Below are 17,679 nucleotides of genomic sequence, written 5' to 3' on the forward strand. Positions count from 1 at the left end.
AACCCGATCAATTCACGATTGTTCCCGAAGGATTATCCAAACCAGTCGACAGAGGTCCGCAGATCGGCGGAAAGCTGTCGCTCCGCCTCCGCCTGCCGCGCGGGGTCGGGGATGCGGAGCAGGTAGGACGGGTGGAGCGTAATCAGCACGTTCGTGCCGTCCGCCGCGCGTTCGATTTTGCCCCGCCGCGCCAGCAGCCCGTCGCCCGATCCCGTCAGCGCATAGGCGGCGGTCGCCCCCATCGCGACGATCAGGTCGGGCTTCACCTCCTGCCGTTCGAAATCGAGCCACCATTTGCAGTGGTCGATTTCCGAATTGTTGGGGCGGGAGTGGATTCGCCGCTTGCCGCGCGGCTGGAATTTGAAATGCTTCACCGCGTTGGTCACATAGGCATCCTTGCGGTCCAGCCCCGCGACCTGCGCACAGGCATCGAACTTCTGCCCCGCCGGCCCAACGAAGGGACGGCCCGCCAGATCCTCCTGATCGCCCGGTTGTTCGCCGACGATCATCAGCCGCGCACCCCGCCGCCCCTCGCCCGCGACGCCTTGGGTCGCATGGCAGCCGATGGGGCAGCGGCGGCAGGCGTCGAGCGCGGGCTTCAGCGTCTCCAGCGTCAGATCGCCCATGCCTTCGGGTTTGCGAAGGGTCTCGGTGATCTTGGCCGCGCGCTGCGGCGGGATGGTCGGCATCGCCTCCTGCATGGCGATGGCGCGGGCGGGCGCGGTGCGGATCAGTTCGGGAATCAGCCGCGCTTCGGGCAGGTTTTTCCAGTATTTCTTCGGCATCTCCGAAGTCATCGCGCTGACCATCAGGCGCGCGGGATTGAAGATGTTGGCGAAATACGCGCGCCAGAGGTCTTCGGTCGCGTCCTCGGGTGGCGGGGTCAGATCGCGGGTTTCCTCCAGCGACAGGTCGCCCTTTTCGAACCGCGCAGTGATGGTCGGCGTCTTGATGATCCAGTCCATATCGCCAAAGCGTTTGGCAAAGAACGGGACCGCTTTTTCCACGATGGGATGTTCCGGTTCAAACCACGCGGCAAAGGCGCGGCGGTTGGCACCTTCGGGCGTCACCTCGCGGAACCGGACGAAGGCGTGCATCTTGTGGACGTCGCGGCGCACGGCCTTTTCCTGATGCAGCACTTTGTTGAGCATCGCGTCAGAGCGGTCGCCCCAGCGCACCTCTCCCTTCGCCAGCCGCAGGATCAGCGCGTAGCCCCGCGCGAACCGCTCGGGGTCAGCGTGGTAGAGCGCCGTTTCAAGACAGGAAATCGCGTCCTTGTGCAGTCGCAGTTCAATCGGCTGGCCGACGGGGGCGGCGCCGGTCGAGCCGAACAGATCGCCTCCGCCTTCGCCCACGCGCCACAGAACATCCTCCGCCCTGACGCCTTGCAGCGCGAGCATCCGCGCCTCCTTGCGCCACGCGGCGACGGTGCCGATCCGTGGAAGCGACACCGTCCGCATCAGAAGAGGCTCAGCTGCTCGGGCGCAGGCGCGAATTTGGCCCGCAGGTTGTCCGCATCCAGCATTCGCGGCGTCCACCCCGGCAGCGTGATGAACGGCTGCGCATGTTTGAGAACACACCCGATAGCGAGGAGGTCTTCGTACCGCAGCGTGCGATGTTTGCGCGCCGCGACGATCCGCTGGACCGAGCGTGTTCCGAAGCCAGGCACGCGGAGCAACATCTCCTTCGTGGCGCGGTTCACATCAACAGGAAACTGTTCGCGGTGGCCCAGCGCCCACGCGAGTTTGGGATCGACCTCAAGGTCAAGCATCCCCGTTTTCGGCGCGATCTCCTTGGCGTCGAACCCGTAGAACCGCATCAGCCAATCCGCCTGATAGAGCCGGTGTTCACGCTGCAATGGCGGGCGGATCAGGGGCAGCATTTTGGACGCGTCTGGGATGGGCGAGAACGCCGAGTAATAGACCCGCCGCAGCCCGTAGCCCGAATAGAGCGTCGAGGCGTTCGTCAGGATCGACGCGTCATTGGCCCCGTCCGCGCCGACGATCATCTGGGTGGATTGTCCCGCAGGCGCAAAGCGTTTGGCCTTGCGGCCACGGAACGTCTTTTCCTTGGCCGCCTCGCCTTGGGTTTTCACGAAGGCCATCGCCTGCTTGATCTCGGAGGCGGACTTTTCGGGCGCGTAGTCGCTGAGCCCCTTCTCCGTCGGAAGCTCCACGTTGATCGACAGACGGTCCGCCCAGCGCCCTGCCTCGTCAATGAGTTCCGGCGAGGCGTCGGGGATGGTCTTAAGGTGGATGTATCCGCGAAAGTTCTCCTGCTCGCGCAGTGTCCGCGCGATCCGCACCATGTCGGCCATCGTGTCGTCGGGCGATTTAATGATGCCAGAGGACAGGAACAGCCCTTCGATATAGTTCCGGCGGTAGAACTCGATGGTCAGGTGGACGACTTCCTCGACCGTGAAGCGCGCCCGTTCCACCCGAGACGATACGCGGTTCACGCAGTAAGCGCAGTCGTAGATGCAGAAGTTCGTCATCAGGATCTTCAGCAGCGAGATACACCGCCCATCAGGCGCATAGGCGTGACAGATGCCCGCGCCGCCGGATGATCCGAGGCCCTTGCCGTCTTTCGAATTGCGTTTCTGCCCGCCCGATGATGCGCAGGACGCGTCGTATTTCGCCGCATCCGCGAGAATCTCGAGCTTTTCCAACAGTGATTTTCTTGCCATGTGTTCACTATATGTTCTCGCCGCATAACGCGCAAGATTTCCGCCATCCCAAGAGCGTGATGAAAACTTCACGGAACCGATGGCGCGGGCATCCGTTGGTCTACGAGTTTTTCCAGAACCAGAGCATTGCCATGACATCCCCGCTGAACGCCCCCCACCATTCCGCCACCGAGCAGGATGAGGATACCCCCTACGATCATGGCCCCGCTGGCGGGTGGGGGTCGCTCAAAGGCGTGTCGCGGATTTTCGCGGAGGAAAAGAGCTCCCCTGTCGCGGTGAAGGTACTTGCCGGTCTCAACAAGCCCAAGGGCGTCATGTGTTCCTCTTGCGCGTGGGCCAAGCCCAAGGACGCCGGCCCAGTGGAATTCTGCGAGAACGGCGCGAAGGCGACGCTTTGGGAGCTGGACAGTCACCGCGCGGGGCCGAAATTCTTTGCCGCCCACACGGTGAGCGATCTGCGGGACTGGCATGATCACGATCTGGAGAAAGCTGGGCGTCTTACTCATCCCCTCCGCTATGACGCGGGCTCCGACCGTTATGTGCCCGTGTCGTGGGATACCGCGTTCGAGGAGATCGGCGCGTCGCTAAATGCTCTGGACGACCCTTCGTCCGCCGTCTTCTATGCCTCGGGTCATGCGGGGCTTGAGGCGTCGTATCTCTATGCACTTTATGCCCGCGCTATGGGCCACCAGAACCTGCCGCAGTCGTCCAACATGTGTCACGAGACAACCTCGGTGAACCTCAAGAACGTCATCGGCACCCCTGTCGGCACCTGCACGCTTGAGGATTTCGACCACTGCGATGCGATCTTCTTCTTCGGGCAAAACACCGGCACCAATAGCCCCCGTTTCCTCCATGTGCTGAAGAAAGCCGTCAAGCGCGGCTGCAAGGTCGTCACCTTCAACCCCTTGCGCGAACGCGGTCTGATCGAGTTCACCGATCCCCAGAACCCCGTGCAGATGACCGTGGGCAAGCCGACGCAGATCTCCGACAAATATTACCAAGTCCGTCCGGGTGGCGACATTGCGGTGCTCACAGGTCTCATCAAATGCGTGCTGGATGCAGAAGCCGCCGATCCGGGCAAGGTGATCGACTATGACTTCGTGCGCGAACATACCCGCGGGTACGACGACACCATCGCTGCGGTCCAAAGCTATACGTGGGAGCAGATCGAACAGCAGTCCGGCCTCACCCGCGCGATGATCCAAGAGGCCGCCGATATCTACATCAGCGCCGAGAACGTCATCGGCATCTACGGCATGGGCCTGACGCAGCACGTCAACGGCTGGCTGAACCTCGGCATGTATGTGAACTTGCTGCTGATGCGCGGCAATATCGGCCGTCTGGGCGCTGGTATCTCTCCTGTGCGCGGTCACTCCAATGTGCAGGGGCAGCGCACTGTGGGCATCGGCGAGAAATCCGCCCATATGCCCGCCGACAAACTCAAGGCGCTGTTTGGCATCGACGCCCCCACCGAGAATGGCATGAATGCCGTCCACGCGTGCGAGGGCATCATCGAGGGCAAGGTCAAAGCGATGGTCTCCCTCGGCGGGAACCTTCTGCGCGCCCTGCCCGACCGTGAACGGATGGAGGCTTTGTGGCCCAAGCTGGACGTCACCGTCCACATCGCGACGAAGCCGAACCGTTCCCACCTCTTCCCCGGCAAGGTCAGCTATATCCTCCCCTGTCTGGGCCGCACCGATAAGGACATCCAGAACGGCGTCCCGCAGGCCATTTCGATGGAGGACACGTTCTCCCACATCTACGGCTCCATCGGTCAGGCAGAGCCGCCGAGCGATCAGCTTCTGTCTGAAACCGCGATTGTCGCCCGCATGGCCAAGGCGACCCTTCCCGCCAATCCGCATCTGCGCTGGGACGACTGGACCGCGAACTACGATCTGATCCGTGATCTGATCTCCAAGACGTTCCCTGATGATTTCGCCAACTTCAACGACCGCCTGCATGAACCGGGCGGGTTCTATCGCGGCAACCCCGCGCGCGACCGTCAGTGGAAGACCGAAAGCGGCAAGGCCGAGTTCACCGCGCCGACGACCCTCTCCGCTCTGGGACAGGAGCCCGACGGCGACAAAGTGATGACGCTTGTCACCCTCCGCTCCAACGACCAGTTCAACACCACGATCTACGGTTTCTCGGACCGCCTGCGTGGTCTCAAGGGCACCCGCATGGTCGTGCTCATCAACCGCGACGAGATGGAGCGCCTTGGGCTGGAGGAAGGCCAGAGCGTCACGCTGCGCTGCGCGGTGGAGGACGGCAACTATCGCGCGGTCAGCGGCCTCAAGGTGACAGGCTACGATCTGCCTGCCGGATGCGTGGCGGGGTATTACCCCGAACTCAATCCGCTCGTCCCCCTCGGCTATCACGAAAAGAACTCTCAGACCCCCGCCTACAAGGGCACCCCTGTCGAGATCGTCAGCTGAACCGCCTAGCGCCTACCGCAGCACGTTTGCGGTAGGCGCTTTTCGTCCCGCACGCGCATTGCGCGAATGTTGGACGGATTTCCCACTTGTACCCGTTCCCCCTCGCCCCATAACTAGTGACAAAGCCGCGCCTCGAATGCGCCGCGGAGGAGACTGGAGATCATCATGAAAACCCATAACAGCACGCCGCGCGCAGAGCGGCTGGTCGATGAACTGACGCTGGAAGAACAGATCAGCCTGATGTCGGGCGAGGATTTCTGGAACGTCGGAGCCATCGAACGCCTCGGCATCGGCGCCCTCCGCGTGACCGACGGCCCGAACGGCGCACGCGGTGGCGGCAGCCTCAACGGCGGCACCCACTCCGCGGCCTTCCCCGTAGGCATCGCCATCGGCGCAACATGGAACCCCGAACTGGTCGAAAAGATCGGCGCCGCCATTGCGCTGGAAACGCGCGAGAAAGGCGCATCCGTCCTCCTCGGGCCGACGATCAACATCCAACGCGGTCCGCTCAACGGTCGTAACTTCGAATGCTATTCCGAGGACCCGATCCTCACCGGCTACCTTGCCGCAGCCTACGTGACCGGCCTTCAGGCACAGGGCGTTGCCGCGACGCTCAAGCACTTCATCGCCAACGAAAGCGAAATCCGCCGCACGGTGAACTCCTCTGACGTGGACGAACGCACCCTGCGCGAGCTGTACCTCGTCCCGTTCGAGATGGCGATCAAGCAAGCGAACGCGTGGGCGGTGATGACCTCCTACAACCGCATCAACGGCACCTACGCCGCCGACAACAAGTGGCTGATCTCCGAAGTGCTGCGCAATGACTGGGGCTTTGACGGCCTCGTCATGTCCGACTGGTTCGGTCTGCGCTCCACCAAGGAGGGCGCGATTGCGGGCCTCGACCTCGAAATGCCCGGCCCTGCGCTGGTGCGCGGCAACAAGCTGCTCGAACTCGTCCAGAGCGGCGATGTCCCAGCCGACATGATCCGCGCCGCCGCGCTCAACGTGCTGCGTCTGCTGGAGCGTACCGGCGATCTGGACAATATGGACGAGCGGACCGAGATCGAGAACGAGCGCGACGAAACCCGTTCGCTGATCCGCGAGGCCGGCGTGCAGTCCGCCGTTCTGCTGAAGAACCTCGATGCCCTGCCGCTCGAAGGCGAGATGAAGATTGCCGTCGTCGGCCCCAACGCCAAAACCGCCCGCGTCATGGGTGGCGGCTCCGCGCAGCTCAACGCCTATCGCCGCGTCTCTCCGTGGGACGGTCTGGTCGATGCACTGGGCGAGGATACCCTCACTTTCGCCCAAGGCTGCCGCAACGACCGTTTCGAGCCGATCATCGAAGGCACCTTCACCCGCGCGTGGTTCACCAACGACGCGCTCGACGGCGAGCCGTTCAAGACCGAGGAGATCGCCGCCCTCGAACACTTCGGCAGCGCCCCCGTCGAAGGCGTCGATCCGCACAACCATTCCTCGCGCACCACCGGCACGTGGACCGCGCCGCGTGACGGCACCTTCCGCTTCGGCTTCCACTGCACCGGTAAGGGCCGCCTGTTCCTGAACGACAAGCTCATGGCCGAGGCATGGGATAGCTGGGAACGTGGCCGCACCCTGTTTGAGGAAGGCTGCGATCCCGTCACCGCCGACATCACCGTCAAAGAAGGCGAAACCGTCGACATCCGCTTCGAATTCGCGACCAAGCCGAACTTCGATCTGTTCTTCCATGCCCACCAAGTCGGCGTCGGCCGCGTGCTGGGCATGGATGACATCGAAGAAGCCGTCGAAGTCGCCGCTGCCGCCGATGTCGCCATCGTCTGCGTGGGCCGCACCGCAGAGTGGGACACCGAAGGCTGGGATCTGCCTGACATGACCCTCCCCGGTATTCAGAACGATCTCGTCTCTGCCGTCGCCGCCAAGGCGCATAAAACCATCGTCCTGCTGCAAACCGGTGGCCCTGTGGAAATGCCGTGGCTCGATCAGGTCGATGCGGTTCTGGAATGCTGGTACCCTGGTCAGGAAGCAGGCTACGCCATTGCCGACGTGATCCTCGGCAAGCGCAGCCCCAGTGGCAAACTGCCCCAGACCTTCCCCGTCAAACTGGACGATGCGCCCACCTTTAGCGGCACCCCGCAGCGCACCTATCCGGGCGAGGACGGCCACGTCGAATACGCGGAAAAGCTGGAGATCGGCTACCGCCACCACAGCGGCGACGGCCCCGCGCCGCTCTTCCCGTTCGGGTTCGGCCTCAGCTACACGACCTTCAGCCTCGGCGCGCCCGAAGCCGCGCTTGACGACACAGGCGCTGGCTCCGTCACACTGCCCGTCACCAACACGGGCGAGCGCAAGGGCTCCGAAGTCGTGCAGCTCTACATCGCGCCGCAAACCGCTTCGGTGGACCGCCCCGCGATGGAGCTCAAAGGCTTTGCCAAGCTCGCCCTCGCGGGCGGTATGACCGACATGGCCAAGATCACGCTCTCCCCGCGCGACTTCGCCTACTTCGACGCAGGCAGCCAATCGTGGAAAGTCGACGCTGGCGAATACACGCTGCGTATCGGCACCTCGGCCGCTGAAATCGCCCACGAGGTCACGGTGTCGGTCACAGCCCAGACCCTGCCGGTCTGACATCTGGCAGCACCGCCCGATCCATGCTACGGCAGCCTTCCAGAGCGGAGGGCTGCCCCTCCGGCCCGATCAGAGCGGAGAGTGCGATGACAAGCGAAGCCAAAGCCTGTTGCGGCGCCAAGCGCGCCTCCGTCATCGACCCCGCCGATCCCTACACCGCCGCCGCTCTCGCCGTCCCAAAGGCCAGCGCGGAAACGCAGGCCAAGCTCCGCGCAAACCTCAAGAAAATCCCCGGCGTCATTTTCGAAATGGGCGCGCGCAAATCCACCTATCCCGACGATCTGGACGCCCCGCGCCGCAAGGTGAACGTGGATGCCTTCCTGATGTCGCCGACGTCGGTCACCAACGCCGAATACGCGCTCTTTGTCGAACAAACGGGCTACCGGACCGTGGCCGAGGTTGAAGGGTGGAGCTTCGTCTTTCACCTCCTCCTCGCCGAGCCAGACAAGTTCCAGAACCACCCCGTCGGCCTCGACTGGTGGCGCCGCGTCGATGGTGCTTACTGGGCCGCACCCGAAGGCCCCGGAACCACGTGGCACGACCGCGCCGATCACCCTGCCACCCACCTCGCATGGTACGACGCGCTCGCCTACGCGACTTGGGCCGGACTGCGCCTCCCGTTTGAAGCAGAATGGGAACGCGCCGCCCGCGGCGGCCTCAAGAACATGAAATTCCCGTGGGGCAACCAACTAGTGCCCTCCAGCGGCTACGCCATGAACACGTGGCAGGGCGACTTCCCCCATACCAACACGGCAGAAGACGGCTACATCGGCACCTGCCCCGTGACCGAATACCAGCCCAACGGCTTTGGGATGTACAACATGACCGGCAATGTCTGGGAATGGGTGCAGGACTACTACGGCCCCCGCGCCGCCCCCGCCAAATTTCCCGAACGCAACCCGACAGGCCCCAGCGAAGGCCACCCCCGCATCCAGCGCGGCGGCTCCTTCCTCTGCCACGTCAGCTATTGCGACCGCTACCACGTCCACTCGCGCACACGGAACGACCCCGACAGCTCGACCTCGAACTGCGGTTTCAGGGTCGCCGCCGACCTCTAGGCCCGCGCGCCCTCACCTTTGTGCCTCAAATATCCCGGGGTGAATTGGCCGCAGGCCAAGAGGGGCAGCGCCCCTCCACACCTTACCGGCTGTACTTGATGAACGGCGTCAGCTGCCCGATCCGGTCATAAAGCTTGCGGGCGTTCTCGTTGAAATGCTGCGTCATCCAGTAGACCGTCGGCGTGCCATTGGCGTCCGCCGCCGCATAAACCGCCTCGATCAGCGCACGTCCCGCACCTGTACCGCGCACATCTGCGCTGACGTAGAGGTCTTGCAAGTAGCAGACATCCTCCACCTTCCAGTTATGGGCGTGATAGATGTAGTGCACGAGGCCGATCACCTCTCCATCCTGCTCTGCCACCAGAGCATTCTGCTGCGTGCGCGCGGGGTCAATGAGGCGCTGGAAGGTGGTCGCAAAAACCTCTTCGGTCACACCGCTTTCATAGAATACCAGATACTCGCTCCAGAGCTTGCGCCAGACAGATTCGTCTTCCGCGCGGAGCGGACGGATCACCAAGGACATCGCAATTTTCCCCAACTTACAATTTGATCAAAAGACGCTCTCACAAAAGCGCCGCGCAGAAAACCGGTCAATTGTATCGGTACGCAAATACCTCACTCAACCGGCCCGATGCCCGTTGAAATCCGGCCCCGAAAGGTCATCTTAGAACAAAAGGGCAGTGATATTGACACAAGCACAAATTCTACAAGAATTCATTACACTCTGGGTTGTGATCGACCCTATCGGCACCCTGCCGGTGTTCCTCGCCGTGACCGTGGGCCTCAGTGCTGCCGCGCGGCGCGAGGTGGCCTTGAAGGCCATCGCGACCGCATTTGGCGTACTCTTGTTCTTTATCCTCGTCGGCCAGATCGTGCTGGAGGCTCTGGGCCTCTCGCTCGGCGCGTTCCAGATCGCGGGCGGGCTCGTGCTGCTGCTGTTCTCGCTGCAAATGATCTTTGGTGAGGCAAAACCCGAGGCCGAGATCAACTCCATCACTTCCAACAGCCAGCGGGCGATCTTCCCCGTAGCGATTCCTTCCATCGCCTCACCCGGTGCGATGCTGGCCGTCGTCATCCTCACGGATAACGATCAGGTCGCTGTCGCCCATCAGGTGATGACCGCAGGCATTATGGCCGTGGTGCTGGGTTTCGCGCTCGTGATGATGCTGCTCGCCAACCCGATCTACAAAGTCATCGGGCTCGCAGGGGCGAGCATCATCAGCCGCGTGATGGGCATGATCCTCGCCGCCGTAGCGGTCGATGCGATGCTTTCGGGGCTGGATCGCCTCGGCGTGATCGGCGCGAACCTCTAGCGCAGGCGCGCCTCCAGCGCGTCCTTCACCGCAGCAGGCACAAAGCCCGACACGTCCCCGCCCAGACGGCAGATTTCCTTGACCAGCTTGGACGCAATCGCCTGATTTTTCGCGTCCGCCATGAGGAAAACGGTCTCTACGCTAGCGTCCAAAGCGCGGTTCATTCCGACCATCTGGAATTCGTATTCGAAGTCCGCAACGGCCCGCAGTCCACGCACAATGACCGTCGCCCCCACATCGCGGGCGCAGTCGATCAGCAGGTTTTCGAACGGATGCGCAACAATCTCGGTGCCGGTCGATGCCGCGATATCGGCGACCTCGGCGCGGATCATGTCCACGCGCTCTTCGAGATTGAACAAGGGGCCCTTGTCCCCATTGATCGCAACACCGATCACCAGACGGTCCACGAGCGTGCAAGCCCTGCGAATGATATCGATGTGTCCGTTCGTAATCGGGTCGAACGTTCCGGGGTATAGTCCGATGCGCATAGGGCCCTCCCTGCCAGCATTGCCCGCACGCAACAATATTGCGCACGGGAATGCAAGGGGTGTTAGTGACCCATCACCATACCTTCGAGCGCATCACGCTCCATCGCGATCTCTGCCAGACGGGCTTTGACTACGTCACCGATGGAAATGAGGCCGACGAGTTTGCCGTCCGCCATGACGGGCATGTGGCGGAAACGCTTGTCGGTCATGATCTGGAGCACTTCGTCAGCGGACTTGTCGCCAGTCGCCGTGATCGGATTCGCGGTCATGATCTCGCTGATCGGGCTTTCCAGCACGGACGGGCCGCGCTTGCCGATTTCACGGACGATATCGCGTTCGGATAGAATGCCGTCAGCGGTTTCGCCGCTGCTCGAGACGATGATTGTGCCGATACGGTTCTGGGACATCAGCTCGGCAGCCTTGGACACGGCCTCGTCCGCCGCGAGCCAGATGATGCCTGCTTTGTCTTTGGAATTCAGGATACTATTAACCAGCATGATGGTCCTCCTTCCACTTGCCTTCATCTAATCGTCGCGCTCTAGAAACGCTTCTGTCAAGCGGCGAGCGCTTCCAAACGTGCAACTTCCAACTTAAGTCCCGTTAAAAGTGCCTTTGCGAAGCGGTTCAGGCGGTCTGATGTGCGGTCCGATGAATGTCTGACCAGATAGAAACTGCGCTTGAGCGACACTTCATCCATGAGAATGCGTCTAAGCTCGGGCGCAAAAGGCAGCGCGAAATCATGGACAAAGCCGACGCCGCCGTGGCGTAGCATCTGCATCTGCACCGCCACGGAATTAGACGCCAGCTGCACCCCGTCCCCGCCCAGATCGCCCAGATAGTCGAGTTCCTTGTCGAAGATCATATCGGGGATGTAGCCGACCACAGGCAGCCCCTTCAGCCCGTCCATCCCGTCCGGCGCGTCCATGTCCGAGCGCATCGCGAGGTGCAGGCGGTAGTCCGTCACCCGCTGCACAGTGAGACGCCCCGCATCGGGCGGTGACACGGTAATCGCCATATCCGCCTCACGCTTGGACAGGTTCACTACGCGGGGCAGCGCAAGCACCTGCACCTCCAGCCCCGGATTGTCGCGCTGGATATCGGCGCAGACCTTGGGCAGCAGGAAGTTCGCGCAGCCATCGGGCGCACCGATACGGATCTGGCCCGAAAGCCCCTGATCGGCCTCCTGCCCTTCGTCCATCGCCAGCGACAACGCGGCCTCTGCCTGCACAGCATGATCCCGCATCCGAGCGCCAGCATCGGTCAGCGCGTAGCCCTGCGGTGATTTGACGAAAAGCGGTGAACCGACCGCCTCCTCCAGCCGCGCGATCCGCCGCGACACCGTGGCGGGGTCCATTTTCACCAGTGGCCCAGCGGCAGAAAGGCTCTCTGCCCGCGCAACCGCGAGGAAGACCCGCATGTCATCCCAGTTCATCGCCACCCCTTGCAAAAATGCAAAACCGTTTTGATGAACATTCTATTCCACCGAACAAAACGCAAGACTAATGTGCGGCCAAATCAGGTTTCAACGTCTGGGAGGATTACCATGACCGAACTTACCCACTGGATTAACGGCCAGCACGTCAAAGGCACTTCGGGCCGCTTTCAGGACGTCTACAACCCCGCCACCGGCGAAGTCATCGGCCAAGTGCCGCTCGCGTCGCTGGACGAACTGAACCAGGCTATCGCTGACGCCGAGAAGGCGCAGGAAGGCTGGGCCAAGACCAACCCGCAGCGCCGCGCCCGCGTCATGATGAAGTTCGGTGACCTCATCAACGAGCACATGGACGAACTGGCCGAGCTGGTGTCCAAAGAACACGGCAAGACCCTCCCCGATGGTCGCGGCGACGTTCAGCGCGGCCTCGAAGTCGTCGAAGTCTGCATGGGCGCCCCGGCGCTGATGAAGGGCGAGTTCATGGGCGACGCCGGTCCGGGCATCGACCTCTACTCCATGCGTCAGCCGCTCGGCGTTGTTGCCGGTATCACCCCGTTCAACTTCCCTGCGATGATCCCGCTGTGGAAAATGGCACCGGCACTCGTTTCGGGTAACGCCATGATCCTCAAGCCGTCCGAGCGTTGCCCGTCGACCTCGCTGCGCCTTGCCGAACTGCTGAAAGAAGCCGGTCTTCCGGACGGCGTTCTTCAGGTTGTGAACGGTGACAAGGAAGTCGTTGACGGCATCCTCGACAACGAAACCATCCAAGGCGTCGGCTTTGTCGGCTCGACCCCGATCGCCCAGTACATCTACGGCCGCGCCGCGACCAACGGTAAGCGCGCACAATGCTTCGGCGGTGCGAAGAACCACATGATCATCATGCCGGACGCTGACCTCGACAAAGCCGCCGACGCGCTGGTCGGTGCTGGCTTCGGCGCTGCTGGCGAACGCTGCATGGCGATCTCGGTGGCTGTTCCGGTCGGCAAGGAAACCGCTGATCGTCTGATCGAAAAGCTCGTCCCCCGCGTCGAAGCTCTGAAGGTCGGCCCGTACACCGGCGGCGACGATGTGGACTACGGTCCGGTCATCACCCCGCAGGCCAAGCAGCGCATCAACGGCCTCGTCACCTCGGGCGTCGAGCAAGGCGCTGACCTCGTGATCGACGGCCGCGAATTCTCGCTGCAAGGTTACGAGAACGGCTTCTTCGTCGGTCCGTCGCTCTTCGACAACGTCACCGAAGACATGGACATCTACAAAGAAGAGATCTTCGGCCCCGTCCTCTCGACCGTCCGCAAGGACACCTACGAGGAAGCGCTCGATCTCATCATGAAGAACCAGTACGGCAACGGCACCGCGATCTACACCGCCGACGGCGACACCGCTCGCGACTTCGCGGCCAAGGTCAACGTCGGCATGGTCGGCATCAACTTCCCGATCCCCGTTCCGCTGTCCTACTTCACTTTCGGCGGCTGGAAGAAGTCGGCCTTCGGTGACCTCAACCAGTACGGCCCCGACGCGCTGCGCTTCTACACGAAGACCAAGACCGTCACCGCACGTTGGTTCTCGGGCATCAAGGAAGGCGCTGCGCTCAACTTCAAAGCGCTCGACTAAGACCTTCGGAATACACGCGAAAGGCCGTCCCTCGGGGCGGCCTTTTTCGTTGGGTAAGAAGGATGAAATGTTAGCGAAATCATTTATTTAACCCCTTGCACTTCATCCCCGCAGCCACTCTACTAACCCTAGTGTTCATATGCGTTTGGGAGGAGGCAGCATGGACTTCGCATTGTCGGAGGAGCAGTCCGCGATTTTCGATATGGCCCACGCCTTCGGGCAGGAACATATCGCGCCGTTCGCGCAGGAATGGGAAGCCGCTGGCACCATCCCGCGTGAGCTCTGGACCACCATTGCCGAGCTGGGTTTCGGCGGCATCTACGTATCCGAAGAGTCCGGCGGCACGGGGCTTTCGCGCCTCGACGCGACGCTGGTTTTCGAAGCCCTGTCAATGGCTTGCCCGTCTGTCGCGGCCTTCCTGTCGATCCACAACATGTGCGCCCGCATGATCGACGCCTACGGGTCTGACGACCTCAAAGAGCGTTATCTCGACAAAGCCATCAGCATGGAGACCGTATTCTCCTACTGCCTCACCGAACCCGGTAGCGGATCGGACGCAGCAGCGCTGAAAACCCGCGCGGAGAACTTGAACGACGAGTGGCAACTGACTGGCAACAAAGCGTTTATCTCGGGCGGTGGCTATTCCGACGCCTACATCGTCATGGCCCGCACGGGCGATTTCGGCGCCAAGGGAATCTCGGCTATCGTGCTGGATGACGGCACCGAGGGGCTTTCCTTCGGCGGGCTTGAGGCCAAGATGGGCTGGAAGGCCCAACCCACCCGCCAAGTGCAGATGGACGCCGCCAAAGCCCCGCTCGGCAACCTCCTCGGCGAGGAAGGCAAAGGCTTCAAATACGCGATGGCGGGGCTGGATGGCGGGCGCCTGAACATCTCCGCCTGCTCGCTCGGCGGCGCTCAGGCCGCGCTGGATGCGACGGTGCAATACATGAGCGAACGCAAGGCGTTCGGCCAATCGCTCGACCAGTTCCAAGCGCTGCAATTCAAGCTCGCGGATATGGAGATCGAAATGCAGGCCGCCCGCACCTTCCTGCGTCAGGCCGCGTGGAAACTCGACCAAGGCGCACATGACGCGACCAAGTTCTGCGCCATGGCCAAAGCCTTCGTGACCGAGGTCTCCAGCCGCGTGGCGGACGAATGCCTGCAACTTCACGGCGGCTACGGCTACCTCGCCGACTACGGCATCGAAAAGATCGTCCGCGATCTGCGCGTGCACCGCATCCTCGAAGGAACCAACGAAATCATGCGCCTCATCACGGCGCGGAGCATGGTGGCGAAATGAGCGACGACGTCAAAACCCGCATTACCGGCCACGTCGGCCGCATCACCCTGACCCGCCCTAAAGCGCTGAACGCGCTGTCCCATCCGATGTGCCTGGAGATCGAAGCCGCGCTCGACGCGTGGCGCGACGATGACGCGGTAAAGATGGTGGTCATCGACGCCGAGGGCGAGCGTGCGTTCTGCGCGGGCGGTGATATCGCCTCGATCTACCACGATGGCATCAAGGGCATTTACGACCCCGCGCAAAAGTTCTGGCGCGACGAATACCGCATGAACGCCAAGCTGTTCGAGTTCCCCAAACCCGTCGCCGCCTTCATGCACGGCTTCGTCATGGGCGGCGGTGTCGGGGTCGGCTGCCACGGCTCGCACCGCGTTGTCGGCGATACCACGCAGATGTCCATGCCCGAATGCGGCATCGGCCTCATCCCCGACGTGGGTGGCACGCTACTGCTCGCGCAGGCTCCCGGACGGTTGGGCGAATTCCTCGGCCTCACGGGCGAGCGGATGGGTGCGGCGGACGCGATCTACGCGGGTTTTGCCGACTACTACATCCCCGAGGCCGACTGGCCCGCCGTCATTGCGGAACTGGAAAACACCGGCGATTGGGAGGCGATCGATCGCGCTGCCAAGCCCACTGGCGAGGCGCGCCTCAAGGGCTGGCAGGCCGATATCGACAGCGTTTTCGGCGGTGAGCGCATCGGCGACGTGTTCCGCGCGATCCCTAGCGATCCGCCCGAAGCCATCGCCCACGCGCAGAAGGCGCTCAACAGAAACTCTCCGCTTTCAATGGCTTGCACGCTGGAGCTCATTCACCGCGTGCGGATGCGCCCGACGATCCATAACGCGCTGGAGCAGGAATACCGCTTCACTTCGCGCGCGGCAGAGCACGGCGATTTCGTCGAAGGCGTCCGCGCTGCGATCATCGACAAAGACCGCAATCCGACGTGGAAACACGCCAGCTGGGAAGAGCTCCCCAGCGGCGAGGTCACACAGATGCTGCTGCCCGTGACGGGCGAAAACGTGCAATTCTAAAAGGGGAACCACAATGAAGATCGCATTTATCGGACTTGGCAATATGGGCGCCCCGATGGCGCGCAACCTGATGGACGCCGGCCACGAGGTCATCGGCTGCGACCCCGTCGCCACCCCCGACGGCATCACCATGGCCGCCACGAACGCCGAAGCCGTGGGCGGCGCGGATGCCGTGATCACCATGCTGCCGAACGGCAAGATCCTGTCGGCCGTGGCCGCTGAAATCCACCCCGCCATGCGCAAGGGCGCGGTGCATATCGACTGCTCCACCGTCGACGTGACCAGCGCGCGCGACGTGGCCTCCGCTGCCGAGGCGGCAGGTCTGGGCGCACTGGATGCGCCCGTGTCGGGCGGCATCGGCGGCGCCGCTGGCGGCACGCTCACTTTCATGGTCGGCGGCTCGGATGCGGCGTTCGAAACCGCCAAGCCGCTCTTCGACATCATGGGCCAGAAGGCGGTCCACTGCGGCCCTGCGGGCAACGGTCAGGCGGCGAAGATCTGTAACAACATGATCCTCGGCGTCACCATGATCGCAACCTGCGAAGCCTTCGCGCTCGCCGACAAGCTCGGCCTTGACCGTCAGGCGATGTTCGACGTGGTCAGCACCTCGTCGGGCTATTCGTGGACGATGAACGCCTACTGCCCCGCCCCCGGCGTTGGTCCGCAATCGCCCGCAGACAACGGCTACAAACCCGGCTTTGCGTCGGAGCTGATGCTCAAAGACCTCGGCCTGTCGCAGATGGCCGCCGAGGCCGTGGATGCGGACACCCCGATGGGCCAGCTTGCGAACCAGCTCTACAAGTCCTTCGTCGAGGACGAGGACGGCAAAGGCACCGACTTCAGCGCCATGCTGCCCCGCTTTGAAAAACGCGGGCGCGTTTGATCTGGATCACTACACTGACATGCATGGCGAGCTATCATATTCATAAACTTGGATAGGAGTTCGCCATGTTTTCCACAAACGAAGGTAAGACCGACCGCATGATCCGCGTGGTCGTAGGTCTCATACTCATCGGCCTGTTCTTTGCGGGCACCGTCGGCGCGTTCGGCTGGGTGTTGCTGATCGTCGGCATCGTGCTGCTCGTCACGGGCGCAACGGGTACCTGCCCCGCCTATAGCCTGCTGGGGATCAACACCTGCAAGGTGAAGTGATCACGCGCGGCCTGACGCCGATGTGAAAAATTAGTGGGACCGATTTCCCACGTTGCGCGTTGTCTCCCCAACCAAAGGAGGCACACAAATGCTGAAATCTGTTCTGACAATCGCTACTGTAGCGACTCTCGCAGCCGGTGGTGCGTTTGCCGGCAATGGTAACGGCAACGGCAATGGCAACGGTAACGGCCACGGAAACAATGGTAACCACGGCGCAAACGCCAGTGGCATTCACTGCCCGCCCGGCCTTGCGAACCGCGACCCCGCTTGCGTCCCCCCGGGTCAAGCCAAGAAGGGCGTGACCACCGAGGAGTGGACCGGCTACGAAGTTGGCGACCACATCGACCGTGATGACTTCACGTGGATCGACGTTGAAAACTACGATCTGCCCGAACTGGAACCGGGCGAGCGTTATGCCATCGTCGGTGATCAAGTGATCATTATTGACCCGACCACTTACACTGTCGTCGCGCTGCTTGATGTTCTCGCGAACCTTGAAGCCGCCAATTAACCAGTGACCCTGTTATGAAGAAGGCGCCCCTCGGGGC

16 protein-coding genes are annotated in these 17,679 nt (G+C 62.5%); 10 read left to right on the forward strand and 6 right to left on the reverse strand.

What is annotated here, in order from left to right; translation table 11 throughout:
• Positions 1-32: 32 nt before the first annotated feature.
• Positions 33-1,460, reverse strand: a complete 1,428-nt coding sequence (locus IF204_RS07025; protein ID WP_194095762.1) for a UdgX family uracil-DNA binding protein — start codon at positions 1,458-1,460, stop codon at positions 33-35.
• A complete protein-coding gene (locus IF204_RS07030) occupies positions 1,460-2,686 on the reverse strand; it encodes a putative DNA modification/repair radical SAM protein (RefSeq protein ID WP_194095764.1) in 1,227 nt (408 codons plus the stop codon). Before IF204_RS07030 ends, IF204_RS07025 begins: the two co-directional genes overlap by 1 nt.
• 131 nt (positions 2,687-2,817) lie before the next feature.
• On the opposite strand from IF204_RS07030, the gene IF204_RS07035 reads away from it, so the two are divergent.
• From IF204_RS07035 to IF204_RS07045, 3 genes are all read left to right on the forward strand, one after another.
• A complete protein-coding gene (locus IF204_RS07035) occupies positions 2,818-5,124 on the forward strand; it encodes an FdhF/YdeP family oxidoreductase (protein ID WP_194095765.1) in 2,307 nt (768 codons plus the stop codon).
• A 165-nt stretch (positions 5,125-5,289) separates the two neighbouring features.
• Positions 5,290-7,746: a beta-glucosidase gene (locus IF204_RS07040; protein ID WP_194095767.1), complete on the forward strand. Its 2,457-nt coding sequence runs from the start codon at positions 5,290-5,292 to the stop codon at positions 7,744-7,746.
• Between the two features lie 86 nt (positions 7,747-7,832).
• Positions 7,833-8,804, forward strand: a complete 972-nt coding sequence (locus IF204_RS07045) for a formylglycine-generating enzyme family protein (RefSeq protein ID WP_194095768.1) — start codon at positions 7,833-7,835, stop codon at positions 8,802-8,804.
• A gap of 82 nt (positions 8,805-8,886) precedes the next feature.
• Here IF204_RS07045 and IF204_RS07050 read toward each other — a convergent pair whose 3' ends face one another.
• The gene (locus IF204_RS07050; protein WP_194095770.1) at positions 8,887-9,327 is read right to left on the reverse strand and encodes a GNAT family N-acetyltransferase; all 441 of its coding nucleotides are present in this window, start codon (positions 9,325-9,327) and stop codon (positions 8,887-8,889) included.
• Positions 9,328-9,487: 160 nt separating this feature from the next.
• Between IF204_RS07050 and IF204_RS07055 the strand changes: the two genes are divergently transcribed.
• Entirely contained in the window at positions 9,488-10,117 is a 630-nt protein-coding gene (locus IF204_RS07055) for a MarC family protein (RefSeq protein WP_194098165.1), read from the forward strand.
• Here IF204_RS07055 and coaD read toward each other — a convergent pair.
• From coaD to IF204_RS07070, 3 genes are all read right to left on the reverse strand, one after another.
• Positions 10,114-10,605, reverse strand: coding sequence for a pantetheine-phosphate adenylyltransferase (coaD, locus tag IF204_RS07060; protein ID WP_194095771.1), 492 nt, complete (start codon positions 10,603-10,605; stop codon positions 10,114-10,116). The genes IF204_RS07055 and coaD overlap by 4 nt on opposite strands.
• A 62-nt stretch (positions 10,606-10,667) precedes the next feature.
• Complete coding sequence (locus tag IF204_RS07065; RefSeq protein WP_194095772.1) at positions 10,668-11,102, reverse strand: CBS domain-containing protein; 435 nt, start codon at positions 11,100-11,102, stop codon at positions 10,668-10,670.
• A gap of 56 nt (positions 11,103-11,158) precedes the next feature.
• Entirely contained in the window at positions 11,159-12,037 is an 879-nt protein-coding gene (locus IF204_RS07070) for a LysR family transcriptional regulator (RefSeq protein WP_194095773.1), read from the reverse strand.
• Between the two features lie 111 nt (positions 12,038-12,148).
• Between IF204_RS07070 and IF204_RS07075 the strand changes: the two genes are divergently transcribed.
• The 6 genes from IF204_RS07075 to IF204_RS20085 all read left to right on the forward strand — a co-directional run bounded on the left by IF204_RS07075 (position 12,149) and on the right by IF204_RS20085 (position 17,642).
• Positions 12,149-13,648, forward strand: coding sequence for a CoA-acylating methylmalonate-semialdehyde dehydrogenase (locus tag IF204_RS07075; RefSeq protein ID WP_194095774.1), 1,500 nt, complete (start codon positions 12,149-12,151; stop codon positions 13,646-13,648).
• A gap of 160 nt (positions 13,649-13,808) precedes the next feature.
• On the forward strand, positions 13,809-14,948 hold the full coding sequence (locus IF204_RS07080) for an acyl-CoA dehydrogenase family protein (protein WP_194095775.1): 1,140 nt from the start codon (positions 13,809-13,811) through the stop codon (positions 14,946-14,948).
• Positions 14,945-15,979, forward strand: coding sequence for an enoyl-CoA hydratase/isomerase family protein (locus IF204_RS07085; RefSeq protein ID WP_194095776.1), 1,035 nt, complete (start codon positions 14,945-14,947; stop codon positions 15,977-15,979). Before IF204_RS07080 ends, IF204_RS07085 begins: the two co-directional genes overlap by 4 nt.
• Positions 15,980-15,992: 13 nt before the next feature.
• Entirely contained in the window at positions 15,993-16,862 is an 870-nt protein-coding gene (mmsB, locus tag IF204_RS07090) for a 3-hydroxyisobutyrate dehydrogenase (RefSeq protein WP_194095777.1), read from the forward strand.
• A 65-nt stretch (positions 16,863-16,927) separates the two neighbouring features.
• Complete coding sequence (locus tag IF204_RS07095; RefSeq protein WP_194095778.1) at positions 16,928-17,131, forward strand: YgaP family membrane protein; 204 nt, start codon at positions 16,928-16,930, stop codon at positions 17,129-17,131.
• An 88-nt stretch (positions 17,132-17,219) separates the two neighbouring features.
• Positions 17,220-17,642: a DUF1236 domain-containing protein gene (locus tag IF204_RS20085; RefSeq protein WP_228069105.1), complete on the forward strand. Its 423-nt coding sequence runs from the start codon at positions 17,220-17,222 to the stop codon at positions 17,640-17,642.
• Positions 17,643-17,679 lie beyond the last annotated feature (37 nt).

The organism is Marivivens aquimaris, from assembly GCF_015220045.1.
GTDB classification, from domain to species: Bacteria; Pseudomonadota; Alphaproteobacteria; order Rhodobacterales; family Rhodobacteraceae; genus Marivivens; species Marivivens aquimaris.

Coding starts and splice junctions, on each gene's coding strand:
- IF204_RS07025 (WP_194095762.1), bottom strand. CDS start 1,460: ATGCGGACGGTGTCGCTTCCACGGATCGGCACCGTCGCCGCGTGGCGC.
- IF204_RS07030 (WP_194095764.1), bottom strand. CDS start 2,686: ATGGCAAGAAAATCACTGTTGGAAAAGCTCGAGATTCTCGCGGATGCG.
- IF204_RS07035 (WP_194095765.1), top strand. CDS start 2,818: ATGACATCCCCGCTGAACGCCCCCCACCATTCCGCCACCGAGCAGGAT.
- IF204_RS07040 (WP_194095767.1), top strand. CDS start 5,290: ATGAAAACCCATAACAGCACGCCGCGCGCAGAGCGGCTGGTCGATGAA.
- IF204_RS07045 (WP_194095768.1), top strand. CDS start 7,833: ATGACAAGCGAAGCCAAAGCCTGTTGCGGCGCCAAGCGCGCCTCCGTC.
- IF204_RS07050 (WP_194095770.1), bottom strand. CDS start 9,327: ATGTCCTTGGTGATCCGTCCGCTCCGCGCGGAAGACGAATCTGTCTGG.
- coaD (WP_194095771.1), bottom strand. CDS start 10,605: ATGCGCATCGGACTATACCCCGGAACGTTCGACCCGATTACGAACGGA.
- IF204_RS07065 (WP_194095772.1), bottom strand. CDS start 11,102: ATGCTGGTTAATAGTATCCTGAATTCCAAAGACAAAGCAGGCATCATC.
- IF204_RS07070 (WP_194095773.1), bottom strand. CDS start 12,037: ATGAACTGGGATGACATGCGGGTCTTCCTCGCGGTTGCGCGGGCAGAG.
- IF204_RS07075 (WP_194095774.1), top strand. CDS start 12,149: ATGACCGAACTTACCCACTGGATTAACGGCCAGCACGTCAAAGGCACT.
- IF204_RS07080 (WP_194095775.1), top strand. CDS start 13,809: ATGGACTTCGCATTGTCGGAGGAGCAGTCCGCGATTTTCGATATGGCC.
- IF204_RS07085 (WP_194095776.1), top strand. CDS start 14,945: ATGAGCGACGACGTCAAAACCCGCATTACCGGCCACGTCGGCCGCATC.
- mmsB (WP_194095777.1), top strand. CDS start 15,993: ATGAAGATCGCATTTATCGGACTTGGCAATATGGGCGCCCCGATGGCG.
- IF204_RS07095 (WP_194095778.1), top strand. CDS start 16,928: ATGTTTTCCACAAACGAAGGTAAGACCGACCGCATGATCCGCGTGGTC.
- IF204_RS20085 (WP_228069105.1), top strand. CDS start 17,220: ATGCTGAAATCTGTTCTGACAATCGCTACTGTAGCGACTCTCGCAGCC.